This window comes from Mycobacterium sp. DHQP2018-32-09, from assembly GCF_058148405.1.
This window is the reverse complement of sequence record NZ_JBYVYK010000040.1, coordinates 38,188-56,160: the sequence shown is the minus strand read 5'-3', so window position 1 is coordinate 56,160 and position 17,973 is coordinate 38,188. Positions and strand designations below refer to the sequence as shown.

The following is a 17,973-nucleotide window of genomic DNA, read 5'->3' as shown; positions in this document are numbered from 1 at the left end:
TGGTCGCCAACGGCGACTTCATCGAACCCGTCGGACCGGCATTCTGGGAGCGTCGCTCATGAGTCCCAAACTCGCTGACATGGCCGCCGCGCAAGGCGACGCAATCGATTCGAGGTATCACCCGTCGTCGCCGCGGTGGTCGCGGGGGTGCTGGCGGTGCTCGTCGTGCTGCTGGTGCGCAGGCACTCGCAGGACTGAGGAGCACGGGTAGCTCGCTAACATCGACCGGTGACCATCGAAGCGCGTCCGACAGCCGATCTCGTCGACGACCTCTACCCCGACGTCCGCAGCTGCGACGTGCAACTGCGCACCTTCGGCGGGGTGTCGACGTTCGCGGGTCCCATCACGACCGTGCGGTGCTTCCAGGACAACGCGCTGCTGAAGTCAGTCCTGTCCGAACCCAGCGACGGCGGCGTACTGGTGGTCGACGGCGCGGGATCGGTGCACACCGCTCTGGTCGGCGATCTCATTGCGGCCCTTGGCAGGGACAACGGGTGGGCGGGCATCGTGGTGCACGGGGCGGTCCGCGACGTGGCCACGCTGCGGACACTGGACATCGGCATCAAGGCGCTCGGGAGCAACCCGCACAAGAGCACCAAGACCGGGGCGGGTGAACGCGACGTCCCGGTGTGCTTCGGCGGCGTGACGTTCCATCCCGGTGAGATCGCGTACTGCGACGAGGACGGGATCGTCGTCGTCGCCGCCCCCGCCTAGCGCGAGCAGACACGAATGTGCGCGACACCCTGGGTGTCGCGCACATTCGTGTCTGGTGGTGGGGGAATCAGACCTTGGCCGGCACCCGGTGCTTGGTGAAGTGCAGTGACTCCTCGTTGACCTTGCCCTGTCGGATCAGGCGCAGATCCAGGAAGTAGTTCTGCCGCAGGCGCCAGGGCGCCTTGTCGCCGGACTTGGGCAGCAGGTGCATGGCGCGCTGGAAGTACCCGGGCGAGAAGTCCATGAACGGCTGTTCGGAGATCTCGGTGCCCGGATGCTCGGGCTGTACGGTGTCGAAGCCGTTCTCGTCCATGTAGTTCAGCACGCGGCAGACGAACTCGGACACCAGGTCGGCCTTGAGCGTCCACGACGCGTTGGTGTATCCGAACGTGATCGCGAAGTTCGGCACGCCGGAGAGCATGAGGCCCTTGTAGGTCATGGTCGCGGTGGGATCGATCGGCTCGCCGTTGCGGCTGGGCTTGACGCCTCCCAACAGCTGCATGTTCAAACCCGTTGCGGTGATGATGATGTCGGCGTCGAGGTGCTTGCCCGACGTCAGCTGGATCCCGGTGGCGTCGAATCGCTCGATGGTGTCGGTGACCACGTCGGCGGTGCCCTGACGGATCTTCTTGAAGATGTCGCCGTTGGGGGCCAGGCAGACTCGCTGATCCCACGGCTTGTAGTTCGGCACGAAGTGCTTGTCGTAGTCGAAGCCCTCGGGCAGGCGGCGCGTGGCCATCTCGCGCAGGGCCTTCTTGAACACGTTGGGGAAGCGGCGGGCCACCTGGTACTGCCCGGTGGAGTAGGCGATGGCCTTCCACCTGTTGAGGAAGTGCGCGACGTTGGCGGGCAGGTACTTGTTGGTCTTCTCCGCGAACGGGTCGACGTCGGGCAGCGAGCCGATGTAGGTGGGCGTGCGCTGCAGCATGGTCACGTGCCCGGCGCCGTTGTCGATGAGGGCGGGGATCAGCGTGACGGCGGTGGCACCACTGCCGATCACGACGATCTTCTTGCCTGCGTAGTCCAGGTCCTCGGGCCAGTGCTGCGGGTGCACGATGGTGCCGCCGAAGTCCGAGGCTCCGGGGAAGTCGGGCGAGTACCCCTTGTCGTAGTCGTAGTAGCCGCTGCAGGCCCACAGGAAGGAGCAGGTGAGCGTGCCCTGCGTGCCGTCGTGCTCGTAGGTCACCGTCCACCGGTTGTCGGCATCGGACCAGTCGGCGGCGACGACGCGGTGCCCGAAGCGGATCTTGCGGTCGATGCCGTTCTCCGACGCTGCCTCCTTGACGTAGGAGAGGATGTCGGGTCCCTCGGCGATCAGCTTCGACGAGCGCCACGGCTTGAAGCGGAAGCCGAGGGTGAACATGTCGGAGTCGGACCGGATGCCGGGATACTTGAACAAGTCCCAGGTGCCGCCGAGGTTCTCGCGGCGCTCGAGGATCGCGTAACTCTTCGAGGGGCTGCGGTCCTGCAGGTGCCATGCGGCACTGACGCCGGAGATGCCGGCGCCGATGATCAGGACGTCGAGGTGTTCGGTCATGCCGACAGGTTATCAACGTCGTGTTGAATAGGTCAACGGTGTGTCGAGCATTTCGACATGGCGTAAAGTGACTACCCGTGAGCGCTACCAGTCCCACCCGCCCCAGCCGCGGCCGTCGCTCCGCCCGCCCCTCCGGTGACGATCGCGAACAGGCGATCCTCGAGACCGCCGAGCGCCTACTCGCCGAGCGCGGGTTGGCCGACGTGTCGGTCGACGACCTCGCCAAGGGCGCCGGCCTGTCGCGGCCCACGTTCTACTTCTACTTCCCGTCGAAGGAGGCCGTGCTGCTGACGCTGTTCGAGCGCGTGGTGCTGGAGGCCGACGCCGCGCTCGAGGCGCTCGACTCCGCGCCGCCCACCGAACCCACGCACCTGCTCTGGCGCGAGGGCATCCGGGTGTTCGTCGAGACGTTCGGGGCCCATCGGGCGGTGTCGCTGGCGGCCAACCTGGCCCGCACCAACGCCGACATCGCCGAGCTGTGGTCGCGGTTCATGCAGAAGTGGGTCGAGCACACCGAGGCCGTCATCGAGTTCGAGCGGTCTCGCGGCGTCGCGCCGGTGACCATTCCGGCGCGCGACCTCTCCACCGCGTTGAACCTGCTCAACGAGAAGATCATGTTGTCGAGCTGGTCTGGCCTGCAGCCCGCGGTGCCCGACGAGGCCGTGCTCGACACGCTGGTGCACATCTGGACCAGCAGCATCTACGGCGGCCGGTAGCCGCTCGTTCGGACGCGGGTGTCGGGGCGTCATGCGAACATGTGTTCGTGTCCGGTGCCAGCATCCTGCACGCCGACCTCGACTCGTTCTACGCCTCGGTCGAGCAGCGTGACGATCCGGCGCTGCGCGGCAAGCCCGTGATCGTGGGCGGCGGCGTGGTGCTGGCCGCCAGTTACGAGGCGAAGGCGTACGGCGTCCGCACGGCGATGGGGGGCGGGCAGGCGCGGGCGCTGTGTCCCCACGCCATCGTCGTGCCTCCCCGGATGTCGGCGTACTCGCAGGCCAGTGGCGCGGTGTTCGAGGTCTTCCGCGACACCACTCCCCTGGTGGAGCCGCTGTCGGTCGACGAGGCGTTCCTGGACGTCGGGGGCCTCGAACGGGTGTCGGGGACTCCGGTGCGGATCGCCGCGCGCCTGCGCGAGCGCGTCCGCGACGAGGTGGGCCTGCCCATCACGGTGGGCATCGCCCGCACCAAGTTCCTCGCCAAGGTGGCCAGCCAAGAGGCCAAGCCCGACGGCCTGCTCCTGGTGCCACCCGATCGCGAACTCGCGTTCCTGCATCCCCTCCCGGTCCGTCGCCTGTGGGGCGTGGGCGCCAAGACGGCCGCCAAGCTCAACGCCGCGGGCATCCACACCGTGGCCGACGTGGCGGAACTGTCCGAGTCGACCCTGGGTTCCCTCGTCGGGCCCGGCATGGGCCGACAACTGTTCGCGCTGTCGCACAACGTCGACCGCAGGCGGGTGGTGGCGGGCACGCGGCGCCGATCGGTGGGCGCCCAGCGCGCGCTGGGCCGTGCCGGAAATACGATGTCCGCCAAGGAGATCGATGCGGTCGTGGTCAACCTGGTGGATCGCATCACCCGACGGATGCGAGCCGCCCACCGCACCGGCCGCACGGTGGTGCTGCGGCTGCGGTTCGACGACTTCAGCCGGGTCACCCGCTCCCACACGCTTCCCCGGGCCACGGCCGCCACCGACGAGGTGCTCCATGCGGCGCGGTCGTTGGTGGACGCGGCAGCGCCGTTGATCGCCGCGCGCGGCCTGACGCTGGTGGGCTTCGCGGTGTCCAACATCGACCGCGACGGCGCCGCCCAGCTGGAGCTGCCGTTCCCACCTCGGGTGGACACCGGCGCCGTCGACGCCGCGGTGGACCAGATCCGCACCCGATACGGCACCGCGGCGGTGACGCGCGGCGTGCTGCTGGGGCGCGATCCCGGGCTGGAGATGCCGATGCTGCCGGACTAGGCGTCAGTACGACCGGGTCCCTCGACTAGGTGTACTGACAACGAGGTGTCGTGACAACTAGGGGAACTGCGCCGCCACGAATCCGGCCAGCAGCACGGCGAACCCGGCGATCTCGGCCACCGCCAGCAGGATGGTGCCCGCGTGCACGGTGGTGGTCGCGTCCGCGAACTGGTTGGTGGTGTCGCGCGCCATCCCGTGGCGCACGTAGATGGCGATGGCCAGCACGAAGAAGGCCACCACCACGAGCATGGCCGTCAGGTTGACCCAGGTGGGCCAAGCGCTCAGCTCGACGAACACCGCCAGCAGCATGGTCGCGAACGCGTAGAGCAGCGCGGCGCGGTGCGCGATGTCGACATAGGGGTGGGCGAGGTGGTTCTCCGACGTCGCCATCTGCCGGTACTTCCAGACGCCGAGCAGCAGGGCCCACAGGAAGATCAGTCCCGCCAGCAGGATGGTGACCCTGGTGTCGATGCCGAGCGCGTCCATGGGGTCATTCCATCAGGCATGGCCGCGTCAGGCGGCCCATCCCAGCAGTTCGTCGACCGGCCAGGTATTGATGATCCGCTCCACCGGCACGTCGTTGTCGAGTGCGCGCTGTGCGCCGTAGCCCAGGAAGTCCAACTGGCCAGGGGCGTGGGCGTCGGTGTCGATCGAGAAGTGGCAGCCGATCTCCAACGCCAGCGCCAGCAGGCGCGTCGGCGGATCGCGACGCTCGGGGCGGGAGTTGATCTCGACGGCGGTGCGGTGATCGCGGCACGCCGTGAACACCTTCTCGGCGTCGAATGCCGACTCGGGCCGCGTGCCGCGGGCGCCTTCCACCAGGCGTCCCGTGCAGTGCCCGAGCACCGTGACGAGCGGATCGCCCACGGCCCGCACCATGCGCCGCGTCATGGCCGAGGCGTCCATCTTCAGCTTGGAGTGCACGCTCGCGACCACGACGTCGAGTCGTTCGAGCAACTCGCGCTCCTGGTCCAGCGATCCGTCGTCGAGGATGTCGACCTCGATTCCGGTGAGGATGCGCATCGGCGAGAACCGCTCTCGCAGTTCGTCGATGACGTCGAGTTGGCGCCGCAGCCGGTCGGGGGACAGCCCGTTGGCCACCGTCAACCGCGGCGAGTGGTCGGTGAGTGCGCAGTATTCGTGTCCGAGGCGCTGTGCGGTGGCCATCATCTCCGGGATGGGGGCCGAGCCGTCGGACCAGTCGGAGTGCACGTGGAGATCGCCCTTGAGCGCGGCCCGCACGGCTCCCCCGCCGAGATCGCCTGCCGCGGAGCGGTATTCCACGAGGACGTCGGGGTCGCGACCGGCCCACGCCTGCGCGATGACGGCGGCGGTCTTGTCCCCGATGCCGGGCAGCGACTTCCAGCTGTTGGCCTTGCCGTGCGCCGCCCGCTGGGCGTCGTCGAGGCGGTCGACGACGTCGGCGGCCTTGCGGTAGGCCATCACCCGGCGGGAGTCCTCCCGGGCGCGGTCCTTGTAGAACGCGATCTCACGCAGCGCTGCGGCGGGGTCCATGGTCGCGGGGTCCATGGTCTCGGGGTCCATGGTCCTAGTGTGCCCCGGCTCGGTCCCCTCGCCGCGACGAACCATGCGGGCTACGCTCGCAAGAGTGCGATTCGCGTTCAAGACCTCACCGCAGAACACCACCTGGGACGACATGCTGTCGGTCTGGCAGGTTGCCGACGACATCGACGTCTTCGAGTCCGGGTGGACCTTCGACCACTTCTATCCGATCTTCTCCGACTCGACCGGCCCCTGCCTCGAGGGCTGGATCACGCTGACGGCACTGGCGCAGGCCACGAAACGCCTCCGGGTGGGCGTGCTGGTCACCGGCATCCACTACCGCCATCCGGCGGTGCTGGCCAACATGGCGTCGGCCTTGGACATCGTGTCCAACGGCCGGCTCGAACTCGGCATCGGCGCGGGCTGGAACGAGGAGGAGTCGGGCGCCTACGGCATCGAACTGGGTTCCATCAGGGAGCGGTTCGACCGCTTCGAGGAGGCCTGCGAGGTGCTCACCGGACTGCTCACCCAGGAGACCACGACGTTCGACGGAAAGTTCTACCAGCTCAAGGACGCCCGCAACGAGCCCAAGGGACCGCAGCAGCCCCACCCGCCCATCTGCATCGGCGGCAGCGGCGAGAAGCGCACGCTGCGCATCACCGCCAAGTACGCCCAGCACTGGAACTTCGTCGGCGGACCGCCGGAGGAGTTCGCCCGGTTGCGGGGCGTACTGGACGGGCACTGCGCCGACATCGGCCGCGACCCCGAGGAGATCATGACCTCGGCGCACGTGCGCCTGGGCGAGGATCGCGACTACGCCAAGGTGGTCGCCGAGGCGGCGGCGCTCGGCGAGGCCGGGTTGGACCTCGCGATCATCTACCTACCGCCGCCGTACGACGTGAAGGTGCTCGAACCCCTGGCGGAGACCATCCGCGATTCCGGCGTCTAACCGGACGTCCTGACGGCGGCAAATCTGCGCCGCCGTCAGGCAGGGCTCGGGTCAGTAGCCGTACCGGAGCAGTTCGGCGGGTGTGATCAGGCGTTCGTGCTTGGCGGGAAAGTCCCGCCGCTTCATCGGATGACGCAGCATCGACCAGGCAATACGGCTCATCCTCGTTCGGGACAGCGGGTAGTTGTGCACGGTGTTCACTCCTGGGTCGGCATGGTTGCACCGTGGGGCCAAACTGTCGCAAGACCCCCGCGCGACCATTAGACACCTGTGACGTGGCTAACACCGAGCGGCGCGCCGAACAAAAATCTGATGTTTTTGGTGTGGCAGATGTGACTGGTGTGACTCAGAACGGGCCGACGACGACCGCCGGCGGACGGGCGAACCCGCCGCCAGCGCACGCGCTCACACGAGCCATCCGCTCTTCGCGCAAGCGCTCATCGCTCAAGCAGTTCTGCCCTTCGCGCAAGCGCTCATCGCTCAAGCAGATCCGCTCTTCGCGCAAGCGCTCATCGCTCAAGCAGATCCGCTCTTCGCGCAAGCGCTCATCGCTCAAGCAGATCCGCTCTTCGCGTAAGCGCTCATCGCTGGGGAGCGGCGGTCGGCTTGATCGGCGCCGGCAACGCCGACTGCCCCATCAGGTACCGATCCACACCCGCCGCCGCGGCCCGCCCCTCTGCAATGGCCCACACGATCAGCGACTGCCCGCGTCCCATGTCGCCCGCGACGAACACGCCCGGCACCGACGACTGGAAGTCCTTGTCGCGCTTGACGTTGCCACGATCGGTCAGCTCCACCCGGAGCTTCTCCAGCAGGCCCTCCTGCTGCGGGCCCACGAAGCCCATGGCGAGCAGCACCAGATCGGCCTCGAGTTCGAAGTCCGAACCCTCCACCTTCTCGAACTTGCCGCCCTTCATCTCGACCTCGTGCACCTTCAGCGCGGTGACGTGACCGTCCTTGCCGACGAACTCCTCGGTGTTCACCGAGAAGACGCGCTCGCCGCCCTCTTCGTGCGCCGACGACACCCGGTACATCAGCGGGTACGTGGGCCACGGGGTGGACTCGGCGCGGGTCTCCGGGGGCCGCGGCATGATCTCGAACTGGTGGATGCTCGCCGCACCCTGGCGGTGCGACGTCCCCAGGCAGTCGGCACCGGTGTCGCCGCCACCGATGATCACGACCTTCTTGCCCTTGGCGGTGATCGGCGGCTCGCCGTCGGGTCCCAGGACGTCGTCGCCCAACTGCACGCGGTTGGCCCACGGCAGGAACTCCATGGCCTGGTAGATGCCCTCGAGGTCGCGACCGGGGATCGGCAGATCCCGCCAGGCGGTGGCACCGCCGGCCAGCACCACGGCGTCGTAGTTCAGGCGCAGCTGCGCCACCGTGATGTCGACGCCGACGTCGACACCGGTGCGGAAGGCCGTGCCCTCGGCCGCCATCTGCTCCAGCCGGCGGTCGATGTGGCGCTTCTCCATCTTGAACTCGGGGATGCCGTAACGCAGCAGACCGCCGATGCGGTCGGCGCGCTCGAACACCGTGACGGCGTGGCCGGCCCGTGTCAGCTGCTGGGCCGCGGCCAGGCCTGCGGGCCCCGAACCGACGACGGCGACCTTCTTGCCCGTCAGGCGGTCGGGCGGTAGGGGCACCACCCAGCCCTCGTCGAAGGCGTTGTCGATGATCTCGACCTCGACCTGCTTGATCGTCACCGGGTCCTGGTTGATCCCCAGGACGCACGACGCCTCACACGGTGCCGGGCACAGCCGCCCGGTGAACTCCGGGAAGTTGTTGGTGGCGTGCAACCGTTCGATGGCGTCCCGCCACCGGTCCCGGTACACCAGGTCGTTCCACTCCGGGATGAGGTTCCCCAGGGGACAACCGTTGTGGCAGAACGGGATGCCGCAGTCCATGCACCGTGCGGCCTGCGTCTGGAGGGTCTCGTGGGAGAAGTCCTCGTAGACTTCCTTCCAGTCCTGCAGGCGCAGCGGAACCGGCCTGCGCTGCGGCGTCTCGCGGTGGGTGTGCTTGAGGAACCCGCGTGGATCAGCCATTGGCGGCCGCCATGATCGCCTCGGCAACCTGCTGCTCGTCCGCGCCGTTGCGTTCGGCCTCGGCGATGGCGTTCAGCACGCGCTTGTAGTCGCGCGGCATCACCTTCACGATGTTTCGCACCTCGTCGTCCCAGTCGTTCAGGATCCGCTGGGCTACAGCGGAATCAGTGGCTTCCACGTGCGCGGTCAGCATGTCGCGCAACCAGTCGAGGTCGTCGGCGTCCAGCGTCTCCAACTCCACCATGTCGGGGTTGAGGTTCTCCCCCAGTCGGGCATCGCGGTCGTACACGTACGCGATGCCACCCGACATGCCCGCTGCGAAGTTGCGTCCCGTGGGGCCGAGGATGGCCACCTTGCCGCCGGTCATGTACTCGCAGCCGTGGTCGCCGACGCCCTCGACCACCGCGTGGGCGCCCGAGTTGCGTACGGCGAACCGCTCGCCCACCTGTCCCCGCAGGAAGGCCTGCCCGCTGGTGGCGCCGAACAGCACGACGTTGCCCGCGATGATGTTGTCCTCGGCGACGTAGTCGGCGGGGGCACCCTCGGAGGGCCGCACCACGATGCGACCGCCCGACAGCCCCTTGCCCACGTAGTCGTTGGCGTCACCGAACACGCGCAACGTGATGCCCTTGGGCAGGAACGCGCCGAAGCTGTTGCCCGCCGAGCCGTCGAACGTGATGTCGATGGACCCGTCGGCCAGACCGTCCCCACCGTGCGCCTTGGTGACCTCGTGGCCCAGCATGGTGCCCACCGTGCGGTTGACGTTGGCGATGGTGGTGCGGAACCGCACCGGCGCACCGCCGTCGATGGCCTCCCGGCTCTGGGCGATGAGCTGCTGGTCGAGCGCCTTGTCCAGCCCGTGGTCCTGCCGCGAACTGCAGTACAGGTCCTGGTTCATGAACGCCGACTCCGGCGCGACGAGCACCGGGGACAGGTCCAGCTTGTGGGCCTTCCAGTGCTTGGCCGCCTGCGTCACGTCGAGTGCGCCGACCTGGCCCACCATCTCGTTGACGGTGCGGAAACCCAACTGCGCCATGAGTTCCCGGACCTCTTCGGCGATGAACAGGAAGAAGTTCTCGACGAACTCGGGCTTGCCGTTGAAGCGCTGGCGCAGCACCGGGTTCTGCGTGGCGACGCCCACCGGGCAGGTGTCGAGGTGGCAGACGCGCATCATGATGCAGCCCGAGACCACCAGCGGCGCCGTGGCGAAGCCGAACTCCTCGGCGCCGAGCAGGGCGGCGATCACCACGTCGCGACCGGTCTTGAGCTGGCCGTCCACCTGCACCACGATGCGGTCGCGAAGCCCGTTGAGCAGCAGCGTCTGCTGCGTCTCGGCCAGGCCCAGCTCCCACGGCGCACCGGCGTGCTTCATCGACGTCAGCGGCGTGGCACCGGTGCCGCCGTCGTGCCCGGAGATGAGCACCACGTCGGCGTGCGCCTTGGACACGCCCGCGGCGACGGTGCCCACCCCGTTCTCGGAGACCAGCTTCACGTGCACGCGCGCGCTCGGGTTGGCGTTCTTCAGATCGTGGATCAGCTGCGCCAGGTCCTCGATCGAGTAGATGTCGTGGTGCGGCGGCGGTGAGATCAGCCCGACGCCGGGCGTCGAGTGCCGCACCTCGGCCACCCACGGGTACACCTTGTGTCCCGGAAGTTGGCCGCCCTCACCGGGTTTGGCGCCCTGGGCCATCTTGATCTGGATGTCGGTGCAGTTGGTCAGGTAGTGACTGGTCACGCCGAAGCGCCCCGAGGCCACCTGCTTGATGGCACTGCGCCGCCAGTCGCCGTTCTCGTCGCGGTCGAAGCGGGCCACGCTTTCACCGCCCTCGCCGGAGTTCGACCGCCCACCGAGGCGGTTCATGGCGATCGCGAGCGTTTCGTGGGCCTCCGCCGAGATCGAGCCGTAGCTCATGGCACCGGTGGAGAACCGCTTCACGATCTCGCTGGCGGGTTCTACCTCGTCGATCGAGATCGGTTCGCGCACACCGTCTTTGAACTTCAACAGACCGCGCAGCGAGGCCATCCGCTCGCTCTGGTCGTCGATCAGGGAGGTGTACTCCTTGAACACCTCGTACTGCCCGGTGCGGGTGGAGTGCTGCAGCTTGAACACCGTGTCGGGGTTGAACAGGTGGTACTCGCCCTCGCGGCGCCACTGGTACTCACCGCCCACCTCGAGTTCGCGGTGGGCCCGCTCGTCGGGCCGGTCCAGGAACGCCAGCGCGTGCCGCGCGGAGATGTCGGCGGCGATGTCGTCGAGGTCGATGCCGCCCACCGGGCAGTGCAGCCCCGTGAAGTACTCGTCGAGCACCGCCTGGCTGACGCCGATGGCCTGGAACAGTTGGGCCCCGGTGTAGGACGCCAGCGTCGAGATGCCCATCTTGGACATCACCTTGAGCACGCCCTTGCCCGCGGCCTTGACGTAGTTGGCCTTGGCCTGGTCGCTGGAGATCCCCGTGATCACACCGCGGTCGACCATGTCCTCGATGGACTCGAACGCCATGTAGGGGTTGACGGCGGCGGCGCCGAAGCCCACCAGCGCGGCCATGTGGTGCACCTCGCGGGCGTCGCCGGCCTCCACCACCAGACCGACTTGGGTGCGCGTGCGTTCCCGCACCAGGTGGTGGTGCACGGCGGCGACGGACAGTAGCGACGGGATGGGTGCCATCTGCTCGTTGGACTCGCGGTCGGACAGCACGATGATGCGGGCGCCTTCGCGCAGGGCCTGGGAGACCTTGGCGCGGACGTCGGCCAGCGCCTCCTTGAGCCCTTGGCCGCCGCGGGCCACCGGGTACAGGCAGCGGATCACCGCGGCCCGCAGGCCGTGCTTGTGTCCACGGATCTCGTGGTCGGGGTCGACGCAGATCAGCTTGGACAGCTCGGCGTTGCGCAGGATGGGCTGCTTGAGCACGATCTGGCGGCACGAGTCGGGCGTCGGGTTGAGCAGGTCGCCCTCGGGTCCGACGGTGCCCTGCAGGCTGGTGACCACCTCTTCGCGAATCGCGTCGAGCGGCGGATTGGTCACCTGCGCGAACAGCTGCTGGAAGTAGTCGTAGAGCATCCGCGGCCGCGCCGACAGCACGGCGACCGGGGTGTCGGTGCCCATCGAGCCGAGGGCCTCGGCCCCGGTGCGCGCCATGGGCGCCACCAGCAGGTTCAGTTCCTCGTAGGTGTAGCCGAACACCTGCTGGCGCAGCACCACCCGGTGGTGCGGCATGCGGACGTAGTCGCCCTGCGGCAGGTCTTCGAGGTGGAACTGCCCCTCGTCGAGCCACTTCTGGTAGGGCTGCTCGGCGGCGAGGTCGGCCTTGATCTCCTCGTCGGAGACGATGCGCCCCTGGTCGGTGTCGACGAGGAACATCCGGCCGGGTTGCAGTCGGAGCTTCTTGACGACGGTGGCCGGGTCGAGATCCAGGACACCGGCCTCGGAGGCCATCACGACCAGGCCGTCGGCGGTCACCCAGATGCGCGACGGACGCAGGCCGTTGCGGTCCAGCACGGCGCCGATGACGGTGCCGTCGGTGAAGCACACCGAGGCCGGACCGTCCCACGGCTCCATGAGCGAGGAGTGGTAGGCGTAGAACGCCCGGCGTGCCGGATCCATGGCCTCGTGCCGTTCCCACGCCTCGGGGATCATCATCAGCACGGCGTGGGGCAGGCTGCGGCCGCCGAGGTGCAGCAGTTCGAGGACCTCGTCGAAACGCGCGGTGTCCGAGGCGCCGGGGGTGCAGATCGGCACCACCTTGTCGAGGTTGCCCTTGGTGCCGAAGACGTCGGTCTTGATGAGGGCTTCGCGGGCCCGCATCCAGTTCTCGTTGCCGGTGACGGTGTTGATCTCGCCGTTGTGGGCGATGCGCCGGAACGGGTGGGCCAGCGGCCACGACGGGAAGGTGTTGGTGGAGAACCGGGAGTGCACGATGCCCAGCGCGCTGGTCATGCGCTCGTCCTGCAGATCCAGGTAGAACGCCTTGAGCTGCGGCGTGGTCAGCATGCCCTTGTAGACGAACGTCTTGCCCGACAGGCTCGGGAAGTACACGGTCTCCCGACCGGGGCCGTCCTGGCCCGGGCCCTTGGTGCCCAGCTCGTGCTCGGCGCGCTTGCGCACCACGAAGGCGCGGCGCTCCAGTTCCATGCCCGGCTCGCTCGACGACTCCGCGTCGCCGCGCTCGCCCATGCCCAGGAACACCTGCCGGAAGGTCGGCATGGCGTCGCGGGCCAGTGCACCCAACGACGAGTCGTCGATGGGGACGTCACGCCAGCCCAGCACGGTCAGTCCCTCGGCCTCGGCGATCTTGCCGACGGCCTCGCACGCCGTGGCGGCATCGCGGGAGGACTGCGGCAGGAAGGCGATGCCGGTGGCGTAGGTGCCCGGCGCGGGCAGCTCGAACCCCTCGTCGGCGCAGACGGCGCGGAAGAACTCGTCGGGTACCTGGATCAGGATGCCGGCACCGTCACCGGTGTTCGGTTCGGCGCCTTGGGCGCCGCGGTGTTCCAGGTTGACCAGGGCGGTGATGGCCTTGTCGACGATGTCGCGGCTGCGTCGACCGTGCATGTCGGCGACCATGGCCACGCCGCAGGCGTCGTGTTCGTGAGCGGGGTTGTAGAGCCCGACCGGGTTGGGGGCCATTATCACCTGACCTCTTCTTTTCACGCGGGCGCGCGGCTGCCTCCCCGGCGACCGGCGTCGGCGTATGCGTGCCTGCGTGCAGCACTGAACGACGGGCCTTGTCACCCATACGCCTCGAGTGGGGCAACGATAAGCCACAGGCCGGGCGGCATGCCAACTTAGTCATACCTAACTAGGTTGCCCAGGTGCGCGCGGGGCCGAGGCGGCGCTCCGGCGATCTCGAGGACGGGACGCGTTGGCGCGCAAGCCCTTCGGCCGCACGACGAGGCCACGGTGACGGCAGTGACGCACGAGGCACCGCCGCCATGGCTTTCTTCGGGGTTTGCTGAATGAAACGTTCCAGCGTCTGGCAATGCATTCTCGCGGCCACGCGAGGTTAGCTGCAACCCTCGTAGGTTTCTTAGAATCGCCAGGACGACGGGCACGCCGTCGATCGTCGCCCCGTCACGGGCCAGGAACGCCGAGACCGCAGCCGGCACGTGGGTGCCCCGAAGGCGGAACCGTTCGCGCACAGCGCATCTCGACAGGGCGTCACACCGGTGCGGGTACCGCCCGACACGACGAACGGGCCCGCCCCCATCCGGAGGCGAGCCCGTGCGACGCAGGTTGGGTCACTTGACCGCGGAGTTCTCCTTGGCGCTGGCGGCCGCACCCTTCTCGGTGGTCTCACCGGCGTTGGCCAGCTCGCCGCCCGAGTTCTCCAGGTGGGCGCGCACGAACCACTGGAACTTCTCCAGCTCGCCCACCTGGCCGATGACGAGATCCTGTGACACCAGGTCCAGTTCGTCGAGGCGATCGATGGTCTTGCGCGCATCCTCGATCACACCGGTGTAGACCAGGTCGAGGGCCGCCAGGTGGGCCTGGACCGTGTCACGGCCCACCGAATAGTCGTCCCACGTGCGGTCGGCCAGGATCGCCCCCGGCGTGCCCTTCGGGGAGGTGCCCAGGGCGGCGATGCGCTCGGCGCAGTCATCGGCGTACCCACGCACCAACTCCACCTGGGGATCGATCATCTCGTGCACCCCGATGAAGTTCGGTCCCACCACGTTCCAGTGCACGTGCTTGAGCGTCAGGTGCAGGTCGTTGTACGTGCTCAGCAGCTTCTGCAGCAGTTCGGCGACCTCGCGGCCGGTCTGCTCCGACATTCCGGGAAGGGTGAATTCGGTCATCAGCGACTCCTTTTGTTCGGCATCCGCATTCGGCGTCGTAGAAGAGCTACCCGGGCGTCGCGTCGGCTAATCGCACGAGACGGCGATCACGGCCCGCCGTGCGCTCAGAGGGACCGCAGGTCGGGGATGGCCATGCGGGCGCCGAAACGTGGGTTGCGCGCCAGGCCGCTGGCCTCCAGCAGACGCACGGCTCGCTGCCGATGGGGACGCAACGGCTCCAGCAGCTCCAGCATCTCGGCGTCGTCGATGCGGTGCCCCAGCAGCGTGCTGCCCACCATGTTCGACAGGTGGTAGTCCCCCACCGACAGCGCGTCGGGGTCACCCCAGGCGCGCTGCGCGGTCTCGGCGCTGGTCCACTCCCCCACCCCGGGCAGCGATTGCAGCGCCGTCCTCGCCTCGGCACTGGGCCGCGTCGCGAGCCGTTCCAGCGAGTCCGCGCGCGCCGCGCACAGGACCACGGTGCGCGCCCGGCCCGGATCGACGTTGGCGAGGTGGAACTCCCAGGACGGGATGCGCCGCCACGTGTCGGCGGTGGGCATGACGCGCATCCGCGCCGGAGCCGGGCCGGGGGCCGGCGCGCCGAACTTCGTGACCAGCAGCCGCCACGCCCGGAACGCGTCCTTGCCCGCCACCCGCTGTTCCAGCACGGCGGGGATCAGCGCCTCCAGCACCCGCCCGGTACGGCCCAGCCGCAGGTGCGGTACCCGCCGGTACGCGGCGGCGACGGTGGGCTCGGACGGAGCGAAACCCGTTGCGTCATCCAACAACCCGAGGAACGCGGGCAGTTCGTCGACGAACTGGGCAGCGCCGTCACCCCACGCGTCGCACGTCACCTCGGTGCGCGCCGTGCGCTCCAGCCGCGCCGTCACCGGCCCGCTGACAAGCAGGCTGGTCTTCCAGATGGCACCGTCGAGCACCTGATAGCACGGGTCGCCGGGGCCGCGCCGCAGCGGCGACAGGGTCAGCGTGGGCGCGGCCGGACCCGGAAAGCTCACCGTGCGCCGCAACCCGCTCACCCCCTCAGCATGGCAGCCGACGGTGCCCGATGCCGTCAGCCGACGGTGCCCGATGCCGTCAGCCGACGGTGCCCGATGCCGTCAGCCGACGGTGCCCGATGCCGTCAGCCGACGGTGATCTCCGCCTTCTCCGGATAGAACGCCACGTACCCACCGATCGCCGCCACCGCCGCGAACGGCTTCTCGTAGCTCCACCCGGCATCGGCCACGCGGTCGCCGTCGACCAGCACGTCGTAGTAGCTGGCCTCGCCCTTGTAGGGGCAGTAGGTGGTGGCCGAGCTGCGGCGCAGCATCCGCTTGTCGACGGCGCCCAGCGGTACGTACTGCACGGCCGGGTAGGTCGCCTCGCTCAGGGAGAGTGCGGCGTCGGTCTCGGCGACGACGACGCCGCCGACACGGACGGTCACGCGTCCCTCGGTGGGCGTGATCGTGATGGGGTGGGCAGCACTGGGCTGGAAGACGGGACGGTCGCTCATGTGGTCTCCAACGGTTGGGGCGGGCCCGAAATTTCGGACGTTTCGGCACAGTCTCGCTCAGCGGGCTGGCTACTGTCTGCCCATGACGCCCTCCGGTCCGCCCACCTGCCACTCGTCGATCACCGTGGCCGCCGCCCCCGAGGCGGTGTACGCGCTCATCACGGATCTGCCGACGCTGGCCGAGCTGGGCGAGGAGATCGTCTCGATGCGGTGGCGCAAGGGCACCGCAGTGGCGCCGGGGGCGGTGTTCACGGGCCGCAACGGCAACGGCTCGCACCGGTGGTCGACGTCCTGCACGGTCACCGACGCCGTCGCCGGGCGCACGTTCGCGTTCGACGTCCGGGTGGCCCGGGTGGTGCCCATCGCCCACTGGCGTTACGACATCGTCGCCGCGGGCGGCCCGGACGCCGGCGGCTGCACGGTCACCGAGAGCACGTGGGACATGCGGCCACGCTGGCTGGCCCCCACCGCGAAGCTCACCACCGGCGTCGGCGACCGCAGGAGCGCCAACGCCGCGCACATCGAGGAGACGTTGCGCCGGCTCAAGGCCCGCGCGGAGTCCTCCTGAGCCGAGGCATGGGGTCGGCTAGGGCTTGCCGGTGATGCGGTCGGCGAGCCGCGCGATGGGCGACGTGTCGGGCCTGCCGCGGGACTCGTCACGGTCGGCGAGCCCGTAGGCGGCGTACAGCGCCCGGACGCCGAGCCAGCGCAGCGGTTCGGGTTCCCAGTCGCGCGTCTGGTGGCCCACCCAGGGCAGCTCGGTGCGGGGCGTGCGTTGCTCGGTGATCAGGTCGGCCAGGGTGCGGCCCGCAAGGTGCGCCGCGGTGACGCCGTGCCCGGCGTAACCGCCCGCCCACGCCAGCCCCGTCGCCCGGTCGAACCCGACGCCGGCCTGCCAGTCCCGCGGCACGCCCAGCACCCCGCACCAGCCGTGCGCCACCGGCACGTGCCGCACCTGCGGCAGCGCGGTCCGCAGCACCGAGGTGAGGTGTTCGACGGTGCGCGGGGGCACCATGCCGTCGAGGTCGAAGCGGCTGCCGAAGCGGTAGGGCAGGCTGCGCCCGCCGATGGCGATGCGGTCGTCGGCGGTGCGCTGCGCGTAGAAGAAGCCGTGCGCGGCGTCGCTGACGGTCTCGGCGCCGTCCCAGCCGATCTCGTCCCACGTGGCCGCGGGGATGGGGTCGGTGACGATCATCGAGCTGTTCATCGGCAACCAGCGCCGACGCAGCCCCGGCAGCACCGTGGTGAACCCCTCGGTGGCACGCACGACGATGGGGGCGCGCACGGTGCCGCGGGTCGACGCCACCCGCCGCGGCGAGATCTCGGTGACCTCGGTCATCTCGTATACGGGGACGCCCAGGCGTTCGACGGCGTCGGCGAGCCCGCGCACCAGGTGGCCGGGATGAATGCGGGCGCAGTGCGGCTGGTGGTACGCCGACGTCACGCCCGCCAGCCGGATCCGTTGCGCCGCCTCGCCCGTGGTCAGCGGTTCGACGCCGTCGACACCCCAGCGGCGGTACTCGGCCAGTTCGACGGCCAGTCGTTCCGACTGGGCGCGGTTGCGGGCGATGCGCAGCGTGCCGCCCTTGACGATGCCGGCGTCGATGCCCTCGCGCCCCGCGACGTCGATCACGTCGTCGACGGAGTCGTTGAGGGCGCGCTGCCACGCGATGACGGCGTCGCGGCCGTGCCGGGCCGCCAGGGCGTGACGGTCGCCGGGGACCAGTCCGGACAGCCAGCCGCCGTTGCGTCCCGATGCGCCGAACCCCGCGAATCGCGCGTCGAGCACCACGACGTCGAGCCCCGGGTCGTGCCGTTTGAGGTAGTAGGCGGTCCACAGGCCCGTGTATCCGGCGCCGACGATGCACACCGCGGCGTCGCGGTCGCCCGGCAGCGGCGGGCGTGGTGACGGCAGTCGGTCGATCCAATGTGAGACGAGTCCGTTACGGGGCTGCGGCATCGTCCGATTCTGGCAGC

General features: G+C 69.2%; 16 protein-coding genes. 5 read left to right on the top strand and 11 right to left on the bottom strand.

Features of this window, described 5'->3' with window-relative positions; translation table 11 throughout:
- The first annotated feature begins 228 nt into the window (after positions 1–228).
- Positions 229–714 carry a ribonuclease E activity regulator RraA gene (rraA, locus tag AC30CM_RS19225; RefSeq protein ID WP_490118496.1) on the top strand — a complete coding sequence of 162 codons (486 nt, stop codon included), beginning with the start codon at positions 229–231 and terminating at the stop codon, positions 712–714.
- Positions 715–781: 67 nt separating this feature from the next.
- Here rraA and AC30CM_RS19220 read toward each other — a convergent pair whose 3' ends face one another.
- A complete protein-coding gene (locus tag AC30CM_RS19220) occupies positions 782–2,251 on the bottom strand; it encodes a flavin-containing monooxygenase (RefSeq protein WP_490118495.1) in 1,470 nt (489 codons plus the stop codon).
- Between the two features lie 77 nt (positions 2,252–2,328).
- On the opposite strand from AC30CM_RS19220, the gene AC30CM_RS19215 reads away from it, so the two are divergent.
- Together AC30CM_RS19215 and dinB are read left to right on the top strand one after the other, a co-directional pair.
- On the top strand, positions 2,329–2,967 hold the full coding sequence (locus tag AC30CM_RS19215; protein ID WP_490118494.1) for a TetR/AcrR family transcriptional regulator: 639 nt from the start codon (positions 2,329–2,331) through the stop codon (positions 2,965–2,967).
- A gap of 41 nt (positions 2,968–3,008) precedes the next feature.
- Complete coding sequence (gene dinB / locus AC30CM_RS19210) at positions 3,009–4,211, top strand: DNA polymerase IV (protein ID WP_490118493.1); 1,203 nt, start codon at positions 3,009–3,011, stop codon at positions 4,209–4,211.
- A gap of 57 nt (positions 4,212–4,268) precedes the next feature.
- Here dinB and AC30CM_RS19205 read toward each other — a convergent pair whose 3' ends face one another.
- Both AC30CM_RS19205 and AC30CM_RS19200 read right to left on the bottom strand, forming a co-directional pair.
- The gene (locus AC30CM_RS19205; RefSeq protein ID WP_490118492.1) at positions 4,269–4,697 is read right to left on the bottom strand and encodes a hypothetical protein; all 429 of its coding nucleotides are present in this window, start codon (positions 4,695–4,697) and stop codon (positions 4,269–4,271) included.
- Between the two features lie 27 nt (positions 4,698–4,724).
- Positions 4,725–5,726: a PHP domain-containing protein gene (locus AC30CM_RS19200; RefSeq protein WP_490118504.1), complete on the bottom strand. Its 1,002-nt coding sequence runs from the start codon at positions 5,724–5,726 to the stop codon at positions 4,725–4,727.
- 94 nt (positions 5,727–5,820) lie between these two features.
- Between AC30CM_RS19200 and AC30CM_RS19195 the strand changes: the two genes are divergently transcribed.
- Complete coding sequence (locus AC30CM_RS19195; protein WP_490118491.1) at positions 5,821–6,663, top strand: LLM class F420-dependent oxidoreductase; 843 nt, start codon at positions 5,821–5,823, stop codon at positions 6,661–6,663.
- A 51-nt stretch (positions 6,664–6,714) separates the two neighbouring features.
- Here AC30CM_RS19195 and AC30CM_RS19190 read toward each other — a convergent pair whose 3' ends face one another.
- From AC30CM_RS19190 to AC30CM_RS19160, 7 genes are all read right to left on the bottom strand, one after another.
- Positions 6,715–6,864, bottom strand: coding sequence for a hypothetical protein (locus AC30CM_RS19190; RefSeq protein WP_490118505.1), 150 nt, complete (start codon positions 6,862–6,864; stop codon positions 6,715–6,717).
- 145 nt (positions 6,865–7,009) lie between these two features.
- On the bottom strand, positions 7,010–7,219 hold the full coding sequence (locus tag AC30CM_RS19185; RefSeq protein ID WP_490118490.1) for a hypothetical protein: 210 nt from the start codon (positions 7,217–7,219) through the stop codon (positions 7,010–7,012).
- 25 nt (positions 7,220–7,244) lie between these two features.
- Entirely contained in the window at positions 7,245–8,711 is a 1,467-nt protein-coding gene (locus AC30CM_RS19180) for a glutamate synthase subunit beta (protein ID WP_490118489.1), read from the bottom strand.
- Positions 8,704–13,335 (bottom strand): glutamate synthase large subunit, encoded by a 4,632-nt coding sequence (gltB, locus tag AC30CM_RS19175; protein WP_490118488.1) that lies wholly within the window; start codon positions 13,333–13,335, stop codon positions 8,704–8,706. Before gltB ends, AC30CM_RS19180 begins: the two co-directional genes overlap by 8 nt.
- A gap of 611 nt (positions 13,336–13,946) precedes the next feature.
- Complete coding sequence (locus AC30CM_RS19170) at positions 13,947–14,504, bottom strand: Dps family protein (protein ID WP_490118487.1); 558 nt, start codon at positions 14,502–14,504, stop codon at positions 13,947–13,949.
- Positions 14,505–14,608: 104 nt separating this feature from the next.
- Positions 14,609–15,511, bottom strand: coding sequence for a DNA-3-methyladenine glycosylase family protein (locus tag AC30CM_RS19165; RefSeq protein WP_490118503.1), 903 nt, complete (start codon positions 15,509–15,511; stop codon positions 14,609–14,611).
- A gap of 113 nt (positions 15,512–15,624) precedes the next feature.
- Positions 15,625–15,996 carry a DUF427 domain-containing protein gene (locus AC30CM_RS19160; protein ID WP_490118486.1) on the bottom strand — a complete coding sequence of 124 codons (372 nt, stop codon included), beginning with the start codon at positions 15,994–15,996 and terminating at the stop codon, positions 15,625–15,627.
- 82 nt (positions 15,997–16,078) lie between these two features.
- On the opposite strand from AC30CM_RS19160, the gene AC30CM_RS19155 reads away from it, so the two are divergent.
- Positions 16,079–16,564 carry an SRPBCC family protein gene (locus tag AC30CM_RS19155; RefSeq protein WP_490118485.1) on the top strand — a complete coding sequence of 162 codons (486 nt, stop codon included), beginning with the start codon at positions 16,079–16,081 and terminating at the stop codon, positions 16,562–16,564.
- A gap of 18 nt (positions 16,565–16,582) precedes the next feature.
- On the opposite strand, the gene AC30CM_RS19150 is transcribed toward AC30CM_RS19155, so the two are convergent.
- Positions 16,583–17,956: an NAD(P)/FAD-dependent oxidoreductase gene (locus AC30CM_RS19150; protein WP_490118484.1), complete on the bottom strand. Its 1,374-nt coding sequence runs from the start codon at positions 17,954–17,956 to the stop codon at positions 16,583–16,585.
- Positions 17,957–17,973: the final 17 nt, after the last annotated feature.

Excerpts from the sequence above, each read along its gene's own strand:
- AC30CM_RS19220 (WP_490118495.1), bottom strand. The coding sequence starts at position 2,251 with ATGACCGAACACCTCGACGTCCTGATCATCGGCGCCGGCATCTCCGGC.
- AC30CM_RS19205 (WP_490118492.1), bottom strand. The coding sequence starts at position 4,697 with ATGGACGCGCTCGGCATCGACACCAGGGTCACCATCCTGCTGGCGGGA.
- AC30CM_RS19200 (WP_490118504.1), bottom strand. The coding sequence starts at position 5,726 with ATGGACCCCGCCGCAGCGCTGCGTGAGATCGCGTTCTACAAGGACCGC.
- AC30CM_RS19180 (WP_490118489.1), bottom strand. The coding sequence starts at position 8,711 with ATGGCTGATCCACGCGGGTTCCTCAAGCACACCCACCGCGAGACGCCG.
- gltB (WP_490118488.1), bottom strand. The coding sequence starts at position 13,335 with ATGGCCCCCAACCCGGTCGGGCTCTACAACCCCGCTCACGAACACGAC.
- AC30CM_RS19170 (WP_490118487.1), bottom strand. The coding sequence starts at position 14,504 with ATGACCGAATTCACCCTTCCCGGAATGTCGGAGCAGACCGGCCGCGAG.
- AC30CM_RS19160 (WP_490118486.1), bottom strand. The coding sequence starts at position 15,996 with ATGAGCGACCGTCCCGTCTTCCAGCCCAGTGCTGCCCACCCCATCACG.
- AC30CM_RS19155 (WP_490118485.1), top strand. The coding sequence starts at position 16,079 with ATGACGCCCTCCGGTCCGCCCACCTGCCACTCGTCGATCACCGTGGCC.
- AC30CM_RS19150 (WP_490118484.1), bottom strand. The coding sequence starts at position 17,956 with ATGCCGCAGCCCCGTAACGGACTCGTCTCACATTGGATCGACCGACTG.